This window comes from Arthrobacter sp. sptzw42 (assembly GCF_059089685.1).
Genome location: NZ_JBNHEX010000003.1, coordinates 36,741 through 50,552 on the forward strand (window position 1 = coordinate 36,741; position 13,812 = coordinate 50,552).

14 protein-coding genes and 1 riboswitch are annotated in these 13,812 nt (G+C 64.6%); of the genes, 7 read left to right on the forward strand and 7 right to left on the reverse strand.

Going from position 1 to position 13,812, the window contains the following annotated elements; translation table 11 throughout:
- Positions 1-4: 4 nt before the first annotated feature.
- From AC5RT4_RS04225 to AC5RT4_RS04235, 3 genes are read left to right on the forward strand one after another with little or no spacing between them, the layout of a single operon-like run.
- On the forward strand, positions 5-628 hold the full coding sequence (locus AC5RT4_RS04225) for an ECF transporter S component (protein ID WP_494042451.1): 624 nt from the start codon (positions 5-7) through the stop codon (positions 626-628).
- Positions 628-2,181: an ABC transporter ATP-binding protein gene (locus AC5RT4_RS04230; RefSeq protein ID WP_494104933.1), complete on the forward strand. Its 1,554-nt coding sequence runs from the start codon at positions 628-630 to the stop codon at positions 2,179-2,181. Before AC5RT4_RS04225 ends, AC5RT4_RS04230 begins: the two co-directional genes overlap by 1 nt.
- A complete protein-coding gene (locus AC5RT4_RS04235) occupies positions 2,178-2,978 on the forward strand; it encodes an energy-coupling factor transporter transmembrane component T family protein (RefSeq protein WP_494104934.1) in 801 nt (266 codons plus the stop codon). The genes AC5RT4_RS04230 and AC5RT4_RS04235 overlap by 4 nt, the downstream gene beginning before the upstream one ends.
- Before the next feature lie 71 nt (positions 2,979-3,049).
- On the opposite strand, the gene AC5RT4_RS04240 is transcribed toward AC5RT4_RS04235, so the two are convergent.
- Positions 3,050-3,877, reverse strand: coding sequence for a glycoside hydrolase family 25 domain-containing protein (locus AC5RT4_RS04240; RefSeq protein ID WP_494104935.1), 828 nt, complete (start codon positions 3,875-3,877; stop codon positions 3,050-3,052).
- 178 nt (positions 3,878-4,055) lie between these two features.
- Here AC5RT4_RS04240 and AC5RT4_RS04245 point away from each other — a divergent pair, with 178 nt between their 5' ends.
- The 3 genes from AC5RT4_RS04245 (at position 4,056) to AC5RT4_RS04255 (ending at position 7,259) form a co-directional block, all read left to right on the forward strand.
- Positions 4,056-5,579 carry a UDP-N-acetylglucosamine 1-carboxyvinyltransferase gene (locus AC5RT4_RS04245; RefSeq protein WP_494104936.1) on the forward strand — a complete coding sequence of 508 codons (1,524 nt, stop codon included), beginning with the start codon at positions 4,056-4,058 and terminating at the stop codon, positions 5,577-5,579.
- A 67-nt stretch (positions 5,580-5,646) separates the two neighbouring features.
- A complete protein-coding gene (locus AC5RT4_RS04250) occupies positions 5,647-6,876 on the forward strand; it encodes a glutamate--cysteine ligase 2 (protein WP_494042455.1) in 1,230 nt (409 codons plus the stop codon).
- Between the two features lie 89 nt (positions 6,877-6,965).
- Positions 6,966-7,259, forward strand: coding sequence for a DUF1905 domain-containing protein (locus AC5RT4_RS04255; protein ID WP_494104937.1), 294 nt, complete (start codon positions 6,966-6,968; stop codon positions 7,257-7,259).
- 1 nt (position 7,260) lies between these two features.
- Here AC5RT4_RS04255 and AC5RT4_RS04260 read toward each other — a convergent pair whose 3' ends face one another.
- From AC5RT4_RS04260 to AC5RT4_RS04270, 3 genes are read right to left on the reverse strand one after another with little or no spacing between them, the layout of a single operon-like run.
- Entirely contained in the window at positions 7,261-8,469 is a 1,209-nt protein-coding gene (locus AC5RT4_RS04260) for an O-succinylhomoserine sulfhydrylase (protein WP_494104938.1), read from the reverse strand.
- A complete protein-coding gene (locus AC5RT4_RS04265) occupies positions 8,470-8,880 on the reverse strand; it encodes a rhodanese-like domain-containing protein (protein ID WP_494104939.1) in 411 nt (136 codons plus the stop codon).
- Complete coding sequence (locus AC5RT4_RS04270) at positions 8,877-9,155, reverse strand: DUF1737 domain-containing protein (protein ID WP_494042459.1); 279 nt, start codon at positions 9,153-9,155, stop codon at positions 8,877-8,879. The genes AC5RT4_RS04265 and AC5RT4_RS04270 overlap by 4 nt, the downstream gene beginning before the upstream one ends.
- 13 nt (positions 9,156-9,168) lie before the next feature.
- Positions 9,169-9,283, reverse strand: a riboswitch (SAM riboswitch).
- A 344-nt stretch (positions 9,284-9,627) separates the two neighbouring features.
- Here AC5RT4_RS04270 and opgC point away from each other — a divergent pair.
- Positions 9,628-12,018, forward strand: a complete 2,391-nt coding sequence (gene opgC / locus AC5RT4_RS04275; protein WP_494104940.1) for an OpgC domain-containing protein — start codon at positions 9,628-9,630, stop codon at positions 12,016-12,018.
- Between the two features lie 98 nt (positions 12,019-12,116).
- On the opposite strand, the gene AC5RT4_RS04280 is transcribed toward opgC, so the two are convergent.
- The 3 genes from AC5RT4_RS04280 to AC5RT4_RS04290 all read right to left on the reverse strand — a co-directional run bounded on the left by AC5RT4_RS04280 (position 12,117) and on the right by AC5RT4_RS04290 (position 13,756).
- On the reverse strand, positions 12,117-12,371 hold the full coding sequence (locus AC5RT4_RS04280; RefSeq protein ID WP_494042461.1) for a hypothetical protein: 255 nt from the start codon (positions 12,369-12,371) through the stop codon (positions 12,117-12,119).
- Positions 12,372-12,614: 243 nt separating this feature from the next.
- A complete protein-coding gene (locus tag AC5RT4_RS04285) occupies positions 12,615-12,776 on the reverse strand; it encodes a hypothetical protein (protein ID WP_494042462.1) in 162 nt (53 codons plus the stop codon).
- A gap of 50 nt (positions 12,777-12,826) precedes the next feature.
- On the reverse strand, positions 12,827-13,756 hold the full coding sequence (locus AC5RT4_RS04290; RefSeq protein ID WP_494042463.1) for an aminodeoxychorismate lyase: 930 nt from the start codon (positions 13,754-13,756) through the stop codon (positions 12,827-12,829).
- Positions 13,757-13,812: the final 56 nt, after the last annotated feature.

Genomic DNA, 13,812 nt, shown 5'->3' on the forward strand with positions numbered 1-13,812 from the left:
TCGCATGGCAACTACAGCAATCAAGAAGACCACCAGCAGGTCCTGGCGCGTTGTGGACATCGTGGTGGCGGCGTTGATCGCCATCGCAGGCGGCGTCATTTTCTGGGCGTGGTCCCAGGGTGCCGCAGCAGTGTCTGCGCCGATGAACGCCCTTTACCCGCCGCTTACCGGACTGATTGCCGGCGGCTGGATGATCCCGGCGGTGCTGGGCATGCTGATCATCCGCAAACCGGGCGCCGCCCTGTTCTGCGAAACCGTGGCAGCCACCGGTGAACTGCTGATGGGTTCGCAGTACGGTGCCTCGGTGCTGTTCTCCGGCTTCGTCCAGGGCCTGGGTGCGGAAATCATTTTCGCGATTTTCGTGTACCGGAAGTTCAACCTGCCGGTGTCCCTCCTCGCCGGTGCTGCTGCCGGGCTGTTCTGCGGCCTCAATGACTCCTTTGCTCCCTGGGGCTGGAACATTGCCTACTCGGGCGGCGACAAGCTTGCGTACATTATCTTCACCGCGATCTCCGGTGCCGTCATCGCCGGGGCGCTGTCATGGATCGCCACCCGCGGCCTGGCCAGGACCGGTGTCCTGAGCTCCTTTGCCTCGCGGAAGGCAGCCACGGAGCCGGTTTTCTCCTGATGACAGCGCCTTCCGTCCACGGCGCGTCCGTGGCGGCGCGCCCGGCTGCCGTCACCGCGCGCGGCTGGGGCTGGCGGCATGCCGGGCGTTCCAGGCCTGCTGTCCGTGCCCTTGACCTGGACATCCGCCCAGGGGAGCGCGTGCTCCTGCTTGGCCCGTCCGGAGCCGGCAAGTCCACGCTCCTCCATGCGTTGGCGGGGGTGCTGGGGGATGCGAACGACGACGGCGAGGCCGGCGACTCCGACGAGTCGGGTTCGCTGCTGGTCGACGGCGCCTCCCCCCGCGATCAGCGCGGCCGTGCCGGGTTGATGCAGCAGGACCCGGAGACACAGGTGGTCCTGTCACGGGTGGGGGACGACGTGGCCTTCGGTGCCGAGAACCTTGCTGTGCCCCGGGACCGTATCTGGACCCGGGTGCACGAGGCTTTGGACGACGTCGGGCTGTCCCACCTGCCGCTGGACCATCCAACGTCTGCACTGTCAGGCGGCCAGAAACAGCGGCTGGCCCTGGCCGGCATCCTTGCGATGCGGCCGGGGCTGCTTCTCCTCGACGAGCCGACAGCCAACCTGGATCCCGCCGGGGTGGTGGAGGTGCGCGACGCCGTCGGGCGCTGCCTCGACAAAACCGGGGCAACCCTGGTGGTGGTGGAGCACCGCGTCTCCGTCTGGAAGGACCTGGTGGACCGCATTGTGGTGCTGCAGCCCGGTTCTTCGACCGACCCGGGGGTGCTCCTGGACGGGCCTCCGGACCAGGTTCTCGGCGAAGCCCGGAGCATGCTCATTGCGGCCGGGGTCTGGGTGCCCGGGTATGTTCCGGCCACCCGCCCACGCACGGCGGATCCGGCTCCCGGCTCCGGGGACCTGCTGCTTGCCGCCGAAAACCTGGCCGTATCCCGTGAACGTGCCCGCCGCAAGGGCTTGCGCAAACTGCCGCCAGTACCGGTCCGGCAAGGCATCTCGGCGCAGGTCCGGGCAGGGCGGGCGCTGGCCATCACCGGACCCAACGGCGCAGGAAAGTCCACCCTTGCGCTGACCCTCGCCGGGCTGCTGGAGCCCGTTGCCGGGAAAGTTTCGGCCACCCTGGCGCTTAGCCGTGGGGCGGGAATCGACCCGTACAAGTGGAAGGCGGAGCAGCTGATTGAACGCATGGGCACCGTTTTCCAGGAACCTGAGCACCAGTTCGTGACCGGGAACGTGCTGGACGAACTGCGCTTTGGTCCGCGCCACCTCGGGCACGGGGAAGAGCGGGTGGATGAGCTGCTGGAGCGGCTTCGGCTCACCGAACTGGTTGATGCGAACCCCTACACACTTTCGGGCGGCGAGAAGCGTCGGCTTTCCGTAGCAACGGTCCTGGCCGCGCATCCGCAGGTCCTGATCCTGGACGAACCCACCTTCGGGCAGGACGCCAACACGTGGGCTGAGCTGGCATCGTTCCTCTCTGAACTCCTGGACGCCGGCACAGCCGTGGTATCCGTGACCCACGATGCTGAGTTCACGGCGGCGCTGGGTGGAACGGAACTGCGCCTGGCAGCAGAGCCGGTAGTGCGACGATGAGGCAGGAGCTGAACCTGCGCGGCAACAGTGCGCTGCTGACCCGGGCCAACCCGCTGAGCAAGTTCGCGGCCGTCTTCCTGATCACCGCCGTCCTTGCACTGTCCATTGACTGGGTTTCCGCTTCCGTGGCGCTGGCGTTCGAGTTCCTGCTGTTCCCATTGGCGGGCCTCACCCTGACGCTGCTGTGGCAGCGGGGGTGGCCGCTGATCCTTGCCGCAGCCGTAGGCGGCTGGAGTACCTCCATCCTGGCGGTGGACAGCGGAAAAACGCTGATCGACGTCGGCATCTGGACCATGAGCGAGGGGTCGCTGGAGCTGGGGGTCGGGTTTATGCTGCGTGGCCTGGCAATCGCGCTCCCGGCGGTGCTGTTGATGAGCTGCACTGACCCCACGGACCTGGCGGATGCGCTGGCGCAAAAAGCACGCCTCCCGCACCGGTTCGTGCTGGGGACTTTGGCTGCCATGCGCCTGGTGGGGCTGATGGCGGAGGAATGGCAGACCATCGGCATGGCCCGGCGGGCCCGGGGCGTAGGTTCCCGCGGCAGTGCCCTGCAGCGGGTAAAGGCCACGATGGGGCAGAGCTTCGGTCTCCTGGTTCAGGCCATCCGCCGTGCCTCAAGGCTGGCCGTGACCATGGAGGCGCGTGGTTTCGGTGGTGGGCGGCGGACGTGGGCGCGGGAATCCACCTACAGCGGGCTGGACCTGTGCGTGCTCGGTGGAGGCGTGCTAATGGCCGGCGCGGCCTTTGCTGCGGCCGTCTGGGCGGGCACGTGGAACATGGTGTGGCTGGGGAGCTGAGTGGTTTGCCCTGCTGTCCTACACATCAAACGTTCGGGCCGCCTGCAGGAGGCTGACTGCAGGGCGCAAGGTCAGACGCAGGAGTGGTTGTAGTCGAATTTACGCGACACGAACTGGGTGATGACCACGTGGCCGCCGGCGGTCAACGGCGGATCTGAGCAATTGGCTTTGGCGCCGGTCAGCGTCCGCGCACCGGCCAGCCAGCTGGGCAGGTAGTAGAGGCTGCTCGAGCTGCTGACGGTCCCCACAATCCGGCCCCATTGGAGGCCGGTGGAATAGATTCCGACTCCCTTGACGTTGATGCTGTGGAAGAAATCCGCCATGCCCTCCAGCACGGCGCGGTTCGCATCCTTGTCCGTGGCGGACCAGCTGTTTTCGGTTTCCACGTCCAGCCACCAGAAGTAGTCGGAGGGGTTGGTAATGCCGCGGATGTAGGCGTCGTCGAACGCCTTCGCGTAGCCGTACATGTACGCGCACGCCTTCCCGTAGTCCTTGTCTTCACAGGAGCCATAGGGGTTATGGACGGCGGATCCGATGGGGTACTCGTTGCTGGTTGGCCACCACGAGCCGCTGCTTCCAGGGTTGGCGGTGTTGACGTAAAGGGACACCTTTAACTGGGGCGTGACGCCGGATGAGGCTGCCGCCCACTCCAGTTGCTCTTCAAGGCATGGGTTTGTGTTGTTCGCCAGACCGTTGTTCACGCCAACGATGGCAAAAGCCTGGCCAACCGGGAAAGGCTTGCCGCATTGCGGCCAGGAGATATCGTTGCCCAGCGTCGACTGCGTGCTTTCCCCGGGGGAGGGAGCCGCGGAGGCGGGCCAGGCCGGAAGCAACAGCAGGACAGCGAACAGCAGAGCCGCCAGCCCTAGTGCCGCTTCAGTTCCCTGGGTCCGGTTCATTGTCACCTTCGCCGCCTTCGAAGGAAGAGGACTTCTCCAGTTTCCTCCGGTTAGGCGGGCAAGGTCAACAACCGTTGGAGCGGACTTCTATCGCATGTAGTGGGTAAACGCTCTCCGAGAGGCCGCGGCTGGCTACTAAATAAGCCCTCGGTAACTCATTCATGATATATTTTTCGGCATGACGCAGGAAACTACTGAACACGTTGCCGCCATGCTCCGGGATGCCCGGGGCGAGAAAGGCTGGACGCAGGGCCAGCTGGCAGCCGAGCTTGGAACAAGCCAAAGTGCCATCGCACGGATGGAACAGGGCAAGCAAAACCTGAGCCTGAAAATGATCCAGCGGCTGGAGGCAATCTTCGGCCGGAGCATCGTCAACGTGGGAAAACCGCAGATGACGCACCTTCGGGTGGAAGGCGGCCAGACGCTGTCCGGCGCCGTGGACGTCAACAGCAGCAAGAATGCCGGCGTCGCCCTGCTGTGCGCAAGCCTCATTAACAGGGGGACCACTGTTCTTCGCCGCCTCGCGCGCATTGAGGAAGTGAACCGCATCGTTGAGGTGCTCAGCAGCATCGGAGTCGAGTGCACCTGGCTCAACGACTCCGATCTACAGCTCCGCAGGCCTGCCGTCCTTGACCTGGAGGCCATGGACGTTGAGGCCGCCCGCCGCACCCGCAGCGTCATCATGCTCCTGGGGCCGCTGCTGGATGAATCCTCGCAGTACCGGCTCCCCTATGCGGGCGGCTGCGACCTTGGCACGCGCACAGTTGAACCGCACATGCAGGCACTGCGCCAGTTCGGGCTGACAGTGGAAGCTACCGCAGGGTTCTATTCCGTGCAGGCCCCCGAAGCCGACAGCCGGGACCGTTCCTTTGTGCTGACGGAGCGCGGCGATACTGTCACCGAGAACGCCATCATGGCAGCGGCGCACCGCGAGGGAACAACCGTGATCCGCAACGCCAGCCCCAACTATATGGTGCAGGACCTCTGCTTCTACCTCCAGATGCTGGGCGTGACGATCGACGGCGTCGGCACCACAACTTTGAAGATCACGGGACGTCCCATGATCGATGCGGAGATTGAGTATTTCCCGTCGGAAGACCCGATTGAAGCCATGAGCCTCATCACCGCCGGCATCGTGACCAACTCTGAAGTGACCATCCGCAGGGTCCCCATCGAGTTCATGGAAATTGAGCTGGCCACGCTGGAGCAGATGGGCCAGCAGCTGGAGATTTCCGGCGAGTACATGGCGCGCAACGGACGGACCCGTCTAGTGGACGTGACCACCAAGCCGTCCGAGCTGCACGCGCCGGAGGACAAGATCCATCCGATGCCTTTCCCCGGCCTGAACATCGACAACCTGCCCTTCTTCGCAGTCATAGCCGCCAACGCCAGCGGCCAGACCATGATCCACGACTGGGTCTATGAAAACCGGGCCATCTACTTGACCGAGCTGAACCGGCTGGGTGCCCAGGTTCAGCTGCTGGACCCCCACCGGATCTACGTCAACGGGCCCACCAAGTGGCGCGCGGCGGAGGTTGGCTGTCCGCCGGCACTGCGCCCCGCAGCCTGCCTGCTGCTGGCCATGCTGGCGGCCAGGGGTGTTTCCGAGCTGCGGAACATCTACGTCATCGAGCGCGGCTATGAGGACCTTGCTGAGCGGCTGAATGCCATCGGGGCAAAGGTGGAGTACTTCCAGGACTAAGCATTCACGCTTCGTCATGAAGTCCTGAGGACCGTCCAAAAACCTTTACCTGCCGCAGAATGTGTGTATGCGTACATTCGGCGTTGAGGAAGAGCTCCTGATCGTTGACCCGGAGAGCGGGGAGCCGCTCGCCCTCGCTGATGCCCTGCTTTCCGGCCGCAGGGTGGCTGCCGACGACGCCCCGGATGACTTTCGGGACCTCGAAACGGAAGACAAAACCGTTTACGACGACGACGGGATGGGCTTGAGTGCCGAACTTAAGCTGGAGCAGATTGAGACGCAGACGCGGCCCTGCCTGGAGTACGGTGTGCTGCTGGAACAAATCCGGGCAGGGCGGACGCTCGCTGACAACGCTGCCAGGCAGAACAATGCCCGGGTGGCGGCATTGGCCACCTCGCCCCTCGGGTTATCGAGCCATACCACTCCCGATCCCCGCTATGCCAGGATGCTGGAACGATTTGGCTTGACCGCACAGGAGCAGCTGACCTGCGGCTTCCACGTCCACACCTACGTTGAGTCCCCTGACGAGGGCGTGGCCGTGCTGGACCGGATCCGGGACAAGCTTGCGGTCCTGACCGCTGTCAGTGCCAACTCGCCTTTTTGGAACGGACTTCAGACCGGTTTCGAGAGCTACCGTACCCAGGCGTGGAACCGCTGGCCCACTGCCGGTCCAGCCGGGATCTATGGGACCTATTCTGCCTATCGACGCGTGGTCACCCGGCTGCTGGACAGCGGAGTCATGCTGGACGAAGGGATGCTCTACTTCGATGCCCGACTGTCACGGAACCACCCCACTGTGGAGGTCCGTGTGGCAGACGTTTGCCTCCGGGCCGAGGATGCAGCCCTTCTTGCCGTTCTCGTCCGTGCGCTCGTGGAGACGGCGGGCCGTGAGTGGCGCCAGGGCATCGATCCGGCGCCGGTGCCCACCGTACTCTTGCGGATGGCCTCCTGGCAGGCCAGCAGCGGAGGACTCAGCGGAGAGCTGTTGGACTTCGGCTCCTTCCGGCCGGCGCGCGCCGCAGACGTAGTGCGTTCACTGGTGGACTATCTCGCGCCGGTATTGCAGGAGCAGGGCGAGCTTTCCCTTGCCCGGCAAGGGGTGGAGGACGTCATTGCCCGTGGAACTGGGGCAGCTGAACAGCGCCGCATCCGCGACAGAGCTTTGGCCGCTGCAGCACCTGAGGATTTGGGCTTCGGCGCAGTGGTGAGGCATGCGGTAGAGGTGACGATGCGTGGCACCCTGGATCTGTCGAAGGTCGAAGAAACGCCCGATCTGCTGCGGGTTCGTCAGCCCTAGTAGGCGGGAAGGGCAGCAGGGCGTCCTCGAGGACCAGCTCAGCTGTGAAGCGCGGGTCACAAGTAACGGGTTCGTGCCATACTCGGCGGGTGACGGCCTCGTATTCCTTTGAAGCAGAACTTTGGCTGTACCCCGGTGAGGCAGGATGGCATTTTGTGACCCTGCCTCCGGACATCGCTGATGACATCCGGGTCCGCGCTGCAGGTGCCGGGACGGCATTCGGCTCGATCAAGGTCACCGCGAAGGTCGGAGAGCACTCCTGGCAGACCTCGCTGTTCCGGGACACCAAGAGCGATTCCTACCTTTTGCCGGTGAAGAAGGAGACCAGGGACAAAGCGCAGGTCGGTGCAGGTGACGGCATTGCCGTCCAGCTCTCCGTCTAGGCTAAATCTGCTTCAGCGCCTGTTCGAGGTCGCCGATCAGGTCGTCCACGTCCTCCAGCCCCACGGATAGCCGCACCACGCCGTCGCTCAGGCCGATGGCTGCGCGGCCCTCCGGACCCATCGCGCGGTGAGTAGTGGTGGCGGGGTGGGTAATGAGGGACTTTGAGTCGCCCAGGTTATTGGAGATATCGATGATGCGGAGGCCGTCCAGCAGCGCAAAGGCAGCCTCCTTGCCCGAGCGGGCACCCGTCGTCGCCAGTTCCAGGGTCAGGACCGTCCCGCCGGCACTCATCTGCCGGGCCGCCAGCTCGTACTGCGGGTGCGACTTCAGGAGCGGGTACTTCACCCAGCTCACGGCAGGCTGCTGTTCCAGCCATTCGGCCAGCTGCAGGGCTGACGCCGAGGAGTGGTTGACGCGGAGGGCCATTGTCTCCAGGCCCTTGGTAAGCACCCAGGCGTTGAAGGCGGACAGCGATGGACCGGTGTGGCGCATCAGCTGCTTGACCGGGCCGTCAATGAATTCCTTGGTGCCCAGGATGGCGCCGCCCAGCACCCGGCCCTGGCCGTCGATGTGCTTGGTGCCGGAGTAGACAATCACGTCGGCGCTGAGCTGGCCGCAGCGCTGCAGCAGGGGAGTGGCGAAAACGTTGTCCACCACCACAGTGGCACCTGCGGCATGTGCCAGCTTACTGACCGCGGCGATGTCCACGATTTCCTGCATGGGGTTGGACGGGGATTCAAAAAACACAGCGGTGGTGGGCTCGGACAACGCAGAGCGCCACTGCTCCAGGTCAGGCCCGTCCACAAAAACCGTTTCGACACCCCAGCGCGGAAGGATCTCGTTCAGGATCACGAAGCAGGAACCGAACAGGGACCGGGCGGCCACCACGCGGTCACCTGCAGCCAGCAGGGCACCCAAAGCGGTGAAGACCGCGGACATGCCCGACGCCGTCGCAAAGCATGCCTCGGTTCCCTCGAGGAGGCGGAGCCGTTCCTGGAAGGTGGCCACGGACGGGTTGCCGTAGCGGGAGTACACAAAGCGCTCGTCCTCACCGGTGAAGGCCCGTTCAGCAGCGGCTGCGGATTCGTACACGAACCCGGAATTCAGGAACACGGCCTCGCTGGTTTCCTGGAAATTGGTGCGGTCCAGCCCGCCGCGCACGGCCTGGGTGTTGCTGCTCCAGCCGGCGGCGTCTTCGTTGAAGGTCACTTAGTTCTTTCCGAGGTTGGTGGGCAGGCCGCGGTTCTTCCAGCCGTTGACGGTGCGTTCGCCGTAGCGGTCCGGCTCGCCCTCGAAGCCCTCCAGCACGTTGTAGGACGTAAAGCCGGCCTGGGTGGCAGCAATCGCAGCCGCGATGGACCGCTGCCCCGAGCGGCACAGGAAGATCAGCTCCGTCGATGAGTCCTCCGGAGCCTGCTGGGCGAGGGAACTGATGAAGTCGGGGTTGGGAATGCCGCCCGGAAACGTCCACTGGATGAACAGCGGATCATTGTCGGTGGCCTTGGTGTCAGGAATGCCGATGTGGGCCCATTCGCCCTCGGTCCGCACATCCACGAGGATGGCTCCCTGCTCCAGTTTGTCCCACGCCTCCTGGGGCGTCAGGTCTCCCGCGTAGCTCATGCGTGGCCCTCGCCGTCGAACTCGAGGTCCTCGCCGGCGGCCTCAAGGTTATCCACCGCGGTGGCAACGGCGGCATCAGCGGAGGCGATCGCTGCCGGAAGGACCAGGGCCTGCGCCACTATCACCTGGCCGTCGTTGGTGGTGGCGGCCGGGCTGCCGTGAAGCACGTAGCCCTCGGCCAGGGCGGCCGAAATCCGTTCACAGAAAGTCCGGTCGTCCGGGCCGGTGACGAGCCGGTACGAAAGTCTCTCTTCAGGGGCAGGTGCGTCAGACACGACGGATCTCCTTCTCTCACGCTTGCAACACGATTCGGTCGATATGCCGAGTATTCACCTGAGGCACCCCGCCGCGGAAGGAGGGTTGCCGACCGGTTAGTCAGGGCTTGGCACCGGTACTCATTACTCCCAAAAAACGTAACACTTGGCGGGCATGCCCGCACCGCCGTCGTCGTCATGTTCCGTAACTGAACCGGCCCTGCCCGCTGAGCGGCCGGCACGCCAGTTTCGGTAACGCACGACGGCGGGACTCGCCCCGGCGTCAAGGCACCTGGCGTGCTGCACATATTGATGCCGGATAAAGTTCTTTTGGGGCAGGCCGCCCCGTCATTGGAGTATCAGCTTCGGGGGTCCCATCAGCACGTCATCAGCCGCCGCGCCCAAGCGCGGGCACAACAGCCCGCTGCCTGCCCGGACTTCCCGCAACGGCTTGCTGGTCCTGACCCGCGCCACGGCCGCCTTCCTTGTTTTGATGCTGATGGCAGTCCTGCTGATAGTGCTGCCGGCGGGACCAGCCCGTGCGGCAGAGACCTTTCCGGGCGACGGCAAGCCGCTGCTGGGCGCTGTGCTGGAATGGGGCGAGGACACCGCTGCCGGTTTCGCCGGCCGCCTGGGTGCCTCACCGGCCCTGCTCGGGCACGACATAGCCATCCCGTTCCGCGCCTCGGAGAAAAATGACATCCGGGGCTTCCTGGAACAGTCAGGTGAACAAGGCGCACATGCAATGCTCACGGTGCAGCCCACGGTTCCGCTGGACCAGATCACTGCAGACACCGCTTCAGCATTCGCCGGCGAAGTGGCCGATCTGACAGGCAACTTCAAAGGCCACGTGCTGATCCGTTTTGCCCCCGACATGAATGCCAGCTGGGTGGAATGGGGCCAGCAGCCCAGCGCCTACCGGTCCGCCTTCCAGGCCGTCGCCGCAGCCTTCAACAATCTCGACGGCGGCCGTACCGCCATGGTGTGGGAGCCCTACCTGGGCAAGGACTACCCCTTCAACCGGCACCGGAATGCGCCGGTGCCGGGAAGCGAAGGTTTCGCCCTGCTCGATACCAACCGCGACGGCGCGTGGGACGGCTCGGACGCGGCCTATAGCCCTTACTATCCGGGGGACGAGGCGGTGGACTGGGTGGGGCTGACAGCATTCCACGACGACACGGCCGGCGGGGCGCCCGTCAATACCGTTCCCCGGCAGGGCGAACTTCAGGAAATGCTTACTGCATCGGGTAGCGAAAACTTTTACGCAACGTATTCGGAGGGTAAAGATAAGCCGTTCCTGCTGCAGACGTCCGCCTTCTACAGCCCGGCGTCCGGCGGCGCCACCGAAATGGAGATCAAAGCCTCCTGGTGGGACCAGGTCCTCGGCGCCGCAGGATCAACCGAATTCACCAGGACCGCCGCGGTGGTGTGGGATGAACGCACAAACACCAGAGACACGGGTGTGGCTGGCATCAACTGGCTGCTCACCGGGAACCCTGCCATCGCAGACGCAGCCCGGCAGAGGCTGCAGGCTTCCCCGCTGGTCACCGGGCCGGTCACGGAGGTTGTGGCAGGCAGCGGGCACGTGCGGGCCAACACCCTTTCAGGCCCTGCTTCCTGGACTGTTGCCGCGGCGCTGGTCATTCTGCTCGTGGCGCTATGGCAGGTTCCCCGGCGCGTGAACGCGGCAACAGCGTGGGCTTACGCCGACTCCTCCTCCAGGGATTCCCGGGTGGACCTGCTGCGGGGACTGGCCATCGTCTTTGTGGTGGTCAACCACCTGGGGATGACGTCGCTGTTTCAGTTGCTCACCCAGGAGGCCGTGGGCTTCGTGTCCGGGGCGGAGCTCTTTGTCCTCTTCTCCGGCCTGGTGGTGGGCATGGTGTACGGACCAAGGGTCAAGGAAGACTTCGGGACAGTGGTGGACCTGACCTCGCGGCGGGCGGGAAAGCTGTACCTCACGGCGCTGGTGGTCCTTCTGGGGGTGTTCCTGGCCTCGCTGTTGCCCTTCTTCCAAACCGACACCCTAACCACGTTCGTGGACCAAGGCACCGGCGGGGCCGGGTCCGACGCCGCCGGCCGCACCTACGACCTGTACGCCGGCATGGAGTCACTGTTCCAGTTTCCTGTGCCGCCCCAGGTCCTGCCGGCCATCCTGCTGCTGCAGGTCGGCCCGTGGCAGTTCAACATCATGGGCCTGTACGTAGTGCTGCTCCTTGCCAGCCCACTGATCCTGGCGGCCCTTAACCGCGGCAAAACCCTGTGGGTACTGGCGGCCACCCTGGCCGTGTATGCAATGGGAGCGGCGACGCGGTTCCGCATCCTGCCTTCCCAGTTCGAGGATTCGTTCCCGCTGCTGGTGTGGCAGGTGCTGTTTGTCATCGGCCTGGTGGCTGGGTTCCACCGGCACAGGGTGGTTGCCTGGCTCGCCGGACACACGGGGATCGTGCTGGCGTGCACGGCGGCAGCGCTCGTCTTCGCCTTCCTGTCCTGGGGCAACCCGTATCTGGCCAACGGCTTCGATGTGCGGCTCGGCCTTGTGCCGGATGCGGCGTACAGGACCATGTACGACCTCTTTTTTGGCCGCACGTATCTGGCTCCGGGCCGGCTCCTCAACGTCATGGTCCTGGTGGTGGCCGCCTACGCCTTCCTGACGGCTTACTGGAAGCCGGTGGAACGGGCCCTGGGCTGGTTCCTGATTCCCCTGGGCCGGGCAACCTTGTACGTCTTCATCCTCCACGTAGCGCTCATCGCCGTAATCGCCAACATTCCGGCTCTTCGGCAGGGTGACGTGTTGCTGAACACCGCAGCCTACGCACTGGTGCTGGGACTGTTGTGGGTAATGGTCCGCACCCGATTCCTCTTCCGGTTCATCCCCACCTAAGGAAACCTTTGAAGGCTGCCGGAGGCAAATAACTAAAACAAAAGGCGTGAAGCGCTGCCGGCTGGGCAGCGCTTCACGCCTTTCTGGTTCTTCGATGCCTATACGAGCCCCGGGGAACTCGCCAGGATGTAGTCAGTGGCGGCCGGGCCCTTCATGCGGAGGCCGTTGCAGCCGGGGGTGATCCGGTGTTTCATGGCTGCCCAAAAAGAGGCTTCCCTCCCGGGGACCTGCTGGTTGATGTAGCACCAACTGGTGTAAAGCCCGTAGAGGCGGTCGTCATTGAGGTTGTGGCCAGAGGACTGGTCCAGGTAAGTGGCTTCTTGGAGAAAAATATCGAACTGCGAATGTGCCATGACGGCGTCCCTTCGCTAAGTGCGTGTGTACCGCCGTTCGGCTACAGCAGCGAGAGACTCAATGCCCTGCACGGGGCCATGGAGTAATGATCAGCTCCTTTGGAGCGGATAGCTGGGGCGGTGCTAGTGCCTTATCTACAATGTAGACCTTACTAGTAGGCTACACATTCAGCAAGCGTTTGGAATTACCCTCAGTCTCCGGCTACTCGAAGGAAGCCCGCCGGCGGTCAGTGAGACGGGTGTTCAAAATATCCGGTGCATTGACTTTGAAGCGGCGGCGGTCATCACTGTGGCTGAGAACCTGATGTAGTGGGCTTTCTCGCCGGGTTGCCATGGTTCCAGGCCCAGGCGGTCCACCGCATCCCTGTCCTGCTGGTCCTCCAGCAGTGCGGTGTCGCCCCGCACCACACCCTACGGCTGATGGGGCGCCAGGAACATGGCCCCAAAGGCAAAACCTATTCGATTGCCGCGAACAGCTCGTTCAGCTCCGCGGTGAGCTCTTTTTGCACCGACGGGGTGCCCACCTCTTTGCCGTCAATGCGGTTCACCGGGGCCAGCATGCGCACGCTGGAAATCAGCCAGACGGCGTCCGCGTCCAGCAGGTCCTGGGGCTCCAGCGGACCGTACCCCAGTTCCCACCCGGCCGTTTTCGCGGCCGCAAACAAAGCACCCTGGGAGGTACCCGCCAGGATGCCGCTGTCCAGCTGTGGAGTGATGAGCCGCTTGACGGGAGCGCCGTCGTCGGACGCTTCCAGGTGCGCCATCAGAACAGTTGACGTTGGTCCCTCCAGCACGCGGCCGTCCGAGGAGATGAAGATGACGTCATCGGCGCCCTGTTTGTGGGCGTGCCGCAAGGCAGCCATGTTGACGGCGTAGGAGAGCGTCTTCGCGCCAAGCAGCAGCCAGGGTGCACGTTCGGCAACCTCACTGTCGTAGCCCCGGTCAAGGAGGATGACGTCGATGCCTGCCTCGCGCTGGCGGCGTCCGGCCGACCCGACAGGAGAAACCTGCACCCACGACGTGGGGGCCGGGGCACCCTCAACTCCCCGGGTCACTACCAGCTTGACCACCAGTTCGTCGTCGGACCCGGCCACGGGCGGGTGCTGGGTCCGGTGTTCGGACAGGGCTGTGGCGATGGCGCGGCGCCATTCCTCCTCGCGGGGAATGGTCAGGTCCAGTGCTGCTGCGGATCCCGCCAGACGGTCCAGGTGCGCCTGGATTTTCCGGACGCTGCCGTCCACGGCAAGCATGGTCTCGAAGATGCCGTCGCCGCGGGTCGCACCCTGGTCCGTGACCAACAACTGGGGTTTGGACGCATCGGCCAGCCGGCCGTCCGGGAACGCGGGGTCGAGGAATACAAGAACCACAGAAGCTGGAGAGGTCATGGCTCCAGCTTAGTGCGGCGTCCCTGCGGATAAGCTGGGCAGAGTGCCCTGGCCGG

What these genes read in the sequence shown, in the direction of transcription:
- AC5RT4_RS04225 (WP_494042451.1), top strand. Translation starts at nt 5, where the DNA reads ATGGCAACTACAGCAATCAAGAAGACCACCAGCAGGTCCTGGCGCGTT.
- AC5RT4_RS04230 (WP_494104933.1), top strand. Translation starts at nt 628, where the DNA reads ATGACAGCGCCTTCCGTCCACGGCGCGTCCGTGGCGGCGCGCCCGGCT.
- AC5RT4_RS04235 (WP_494104934.1), top strand. Translation starts at nt 2,178, where the DNA reads ATGAGGCAGGAGCTGAACCTGCGCGGCAACAGTGCGCTGCTGACCCGG.
- AC5RT4_RS04240 (WP_494104935.1), bottom strand. Translation starts at nt 3,877, where the DNA reads ATGAACCGGACCCAGGGAACTGAAGCGGCACTAGGGCTGGCGGCTCTG.
- AC5RT4_RS04245 (WP_494104936.1), top strand. Translation starts at nt 4,056, where the DNA reads ATGACGCAGGAAACTACTGAACACGTTGCCGCCATGCTCCGGGATGCC.
- AC5RT4_RS04250 (WP_494042455.1), top strand. Translation starts at nt 5,647, where the DNA reads ATGCGTACATTCGGCGTTGAGGAAGAGCTCCTGATCGTTGACCCGGAG.
- AC5RT4_RS04265 (WP_494104939.1), bottom strand. Translation starts at nt 8,880, where the DNA reads ATGAGCTACGCGGGAGACCTGACGCCCCAGGAGGCGTGGGACAAACTG.
- opgC (WP_494104940.1), top strand. Translation starts at nt 9,628, where the DNA reads ATGCTGATGGCAGTCCTGCTGATAGTGCTGCCGGCGGGACCAGCCCGT.
- AC5RT4_RS04280 (WP_494042461.1), bottom strand. Translation starts at nt 12,371, where the DNA reads ATGGCACATTCGCAGTTCGATATTTTTCTCCAAGAAGCCACTTACCTG.
- AC5RT4_RS04290 (WP_494042463.1), bottom strand. Translation starts at nt 13,756, where the DNA reads ATGACCTCTCCAGCTTCTGTGGTTCTTGTATTCCTCGACCCCGCGTTC.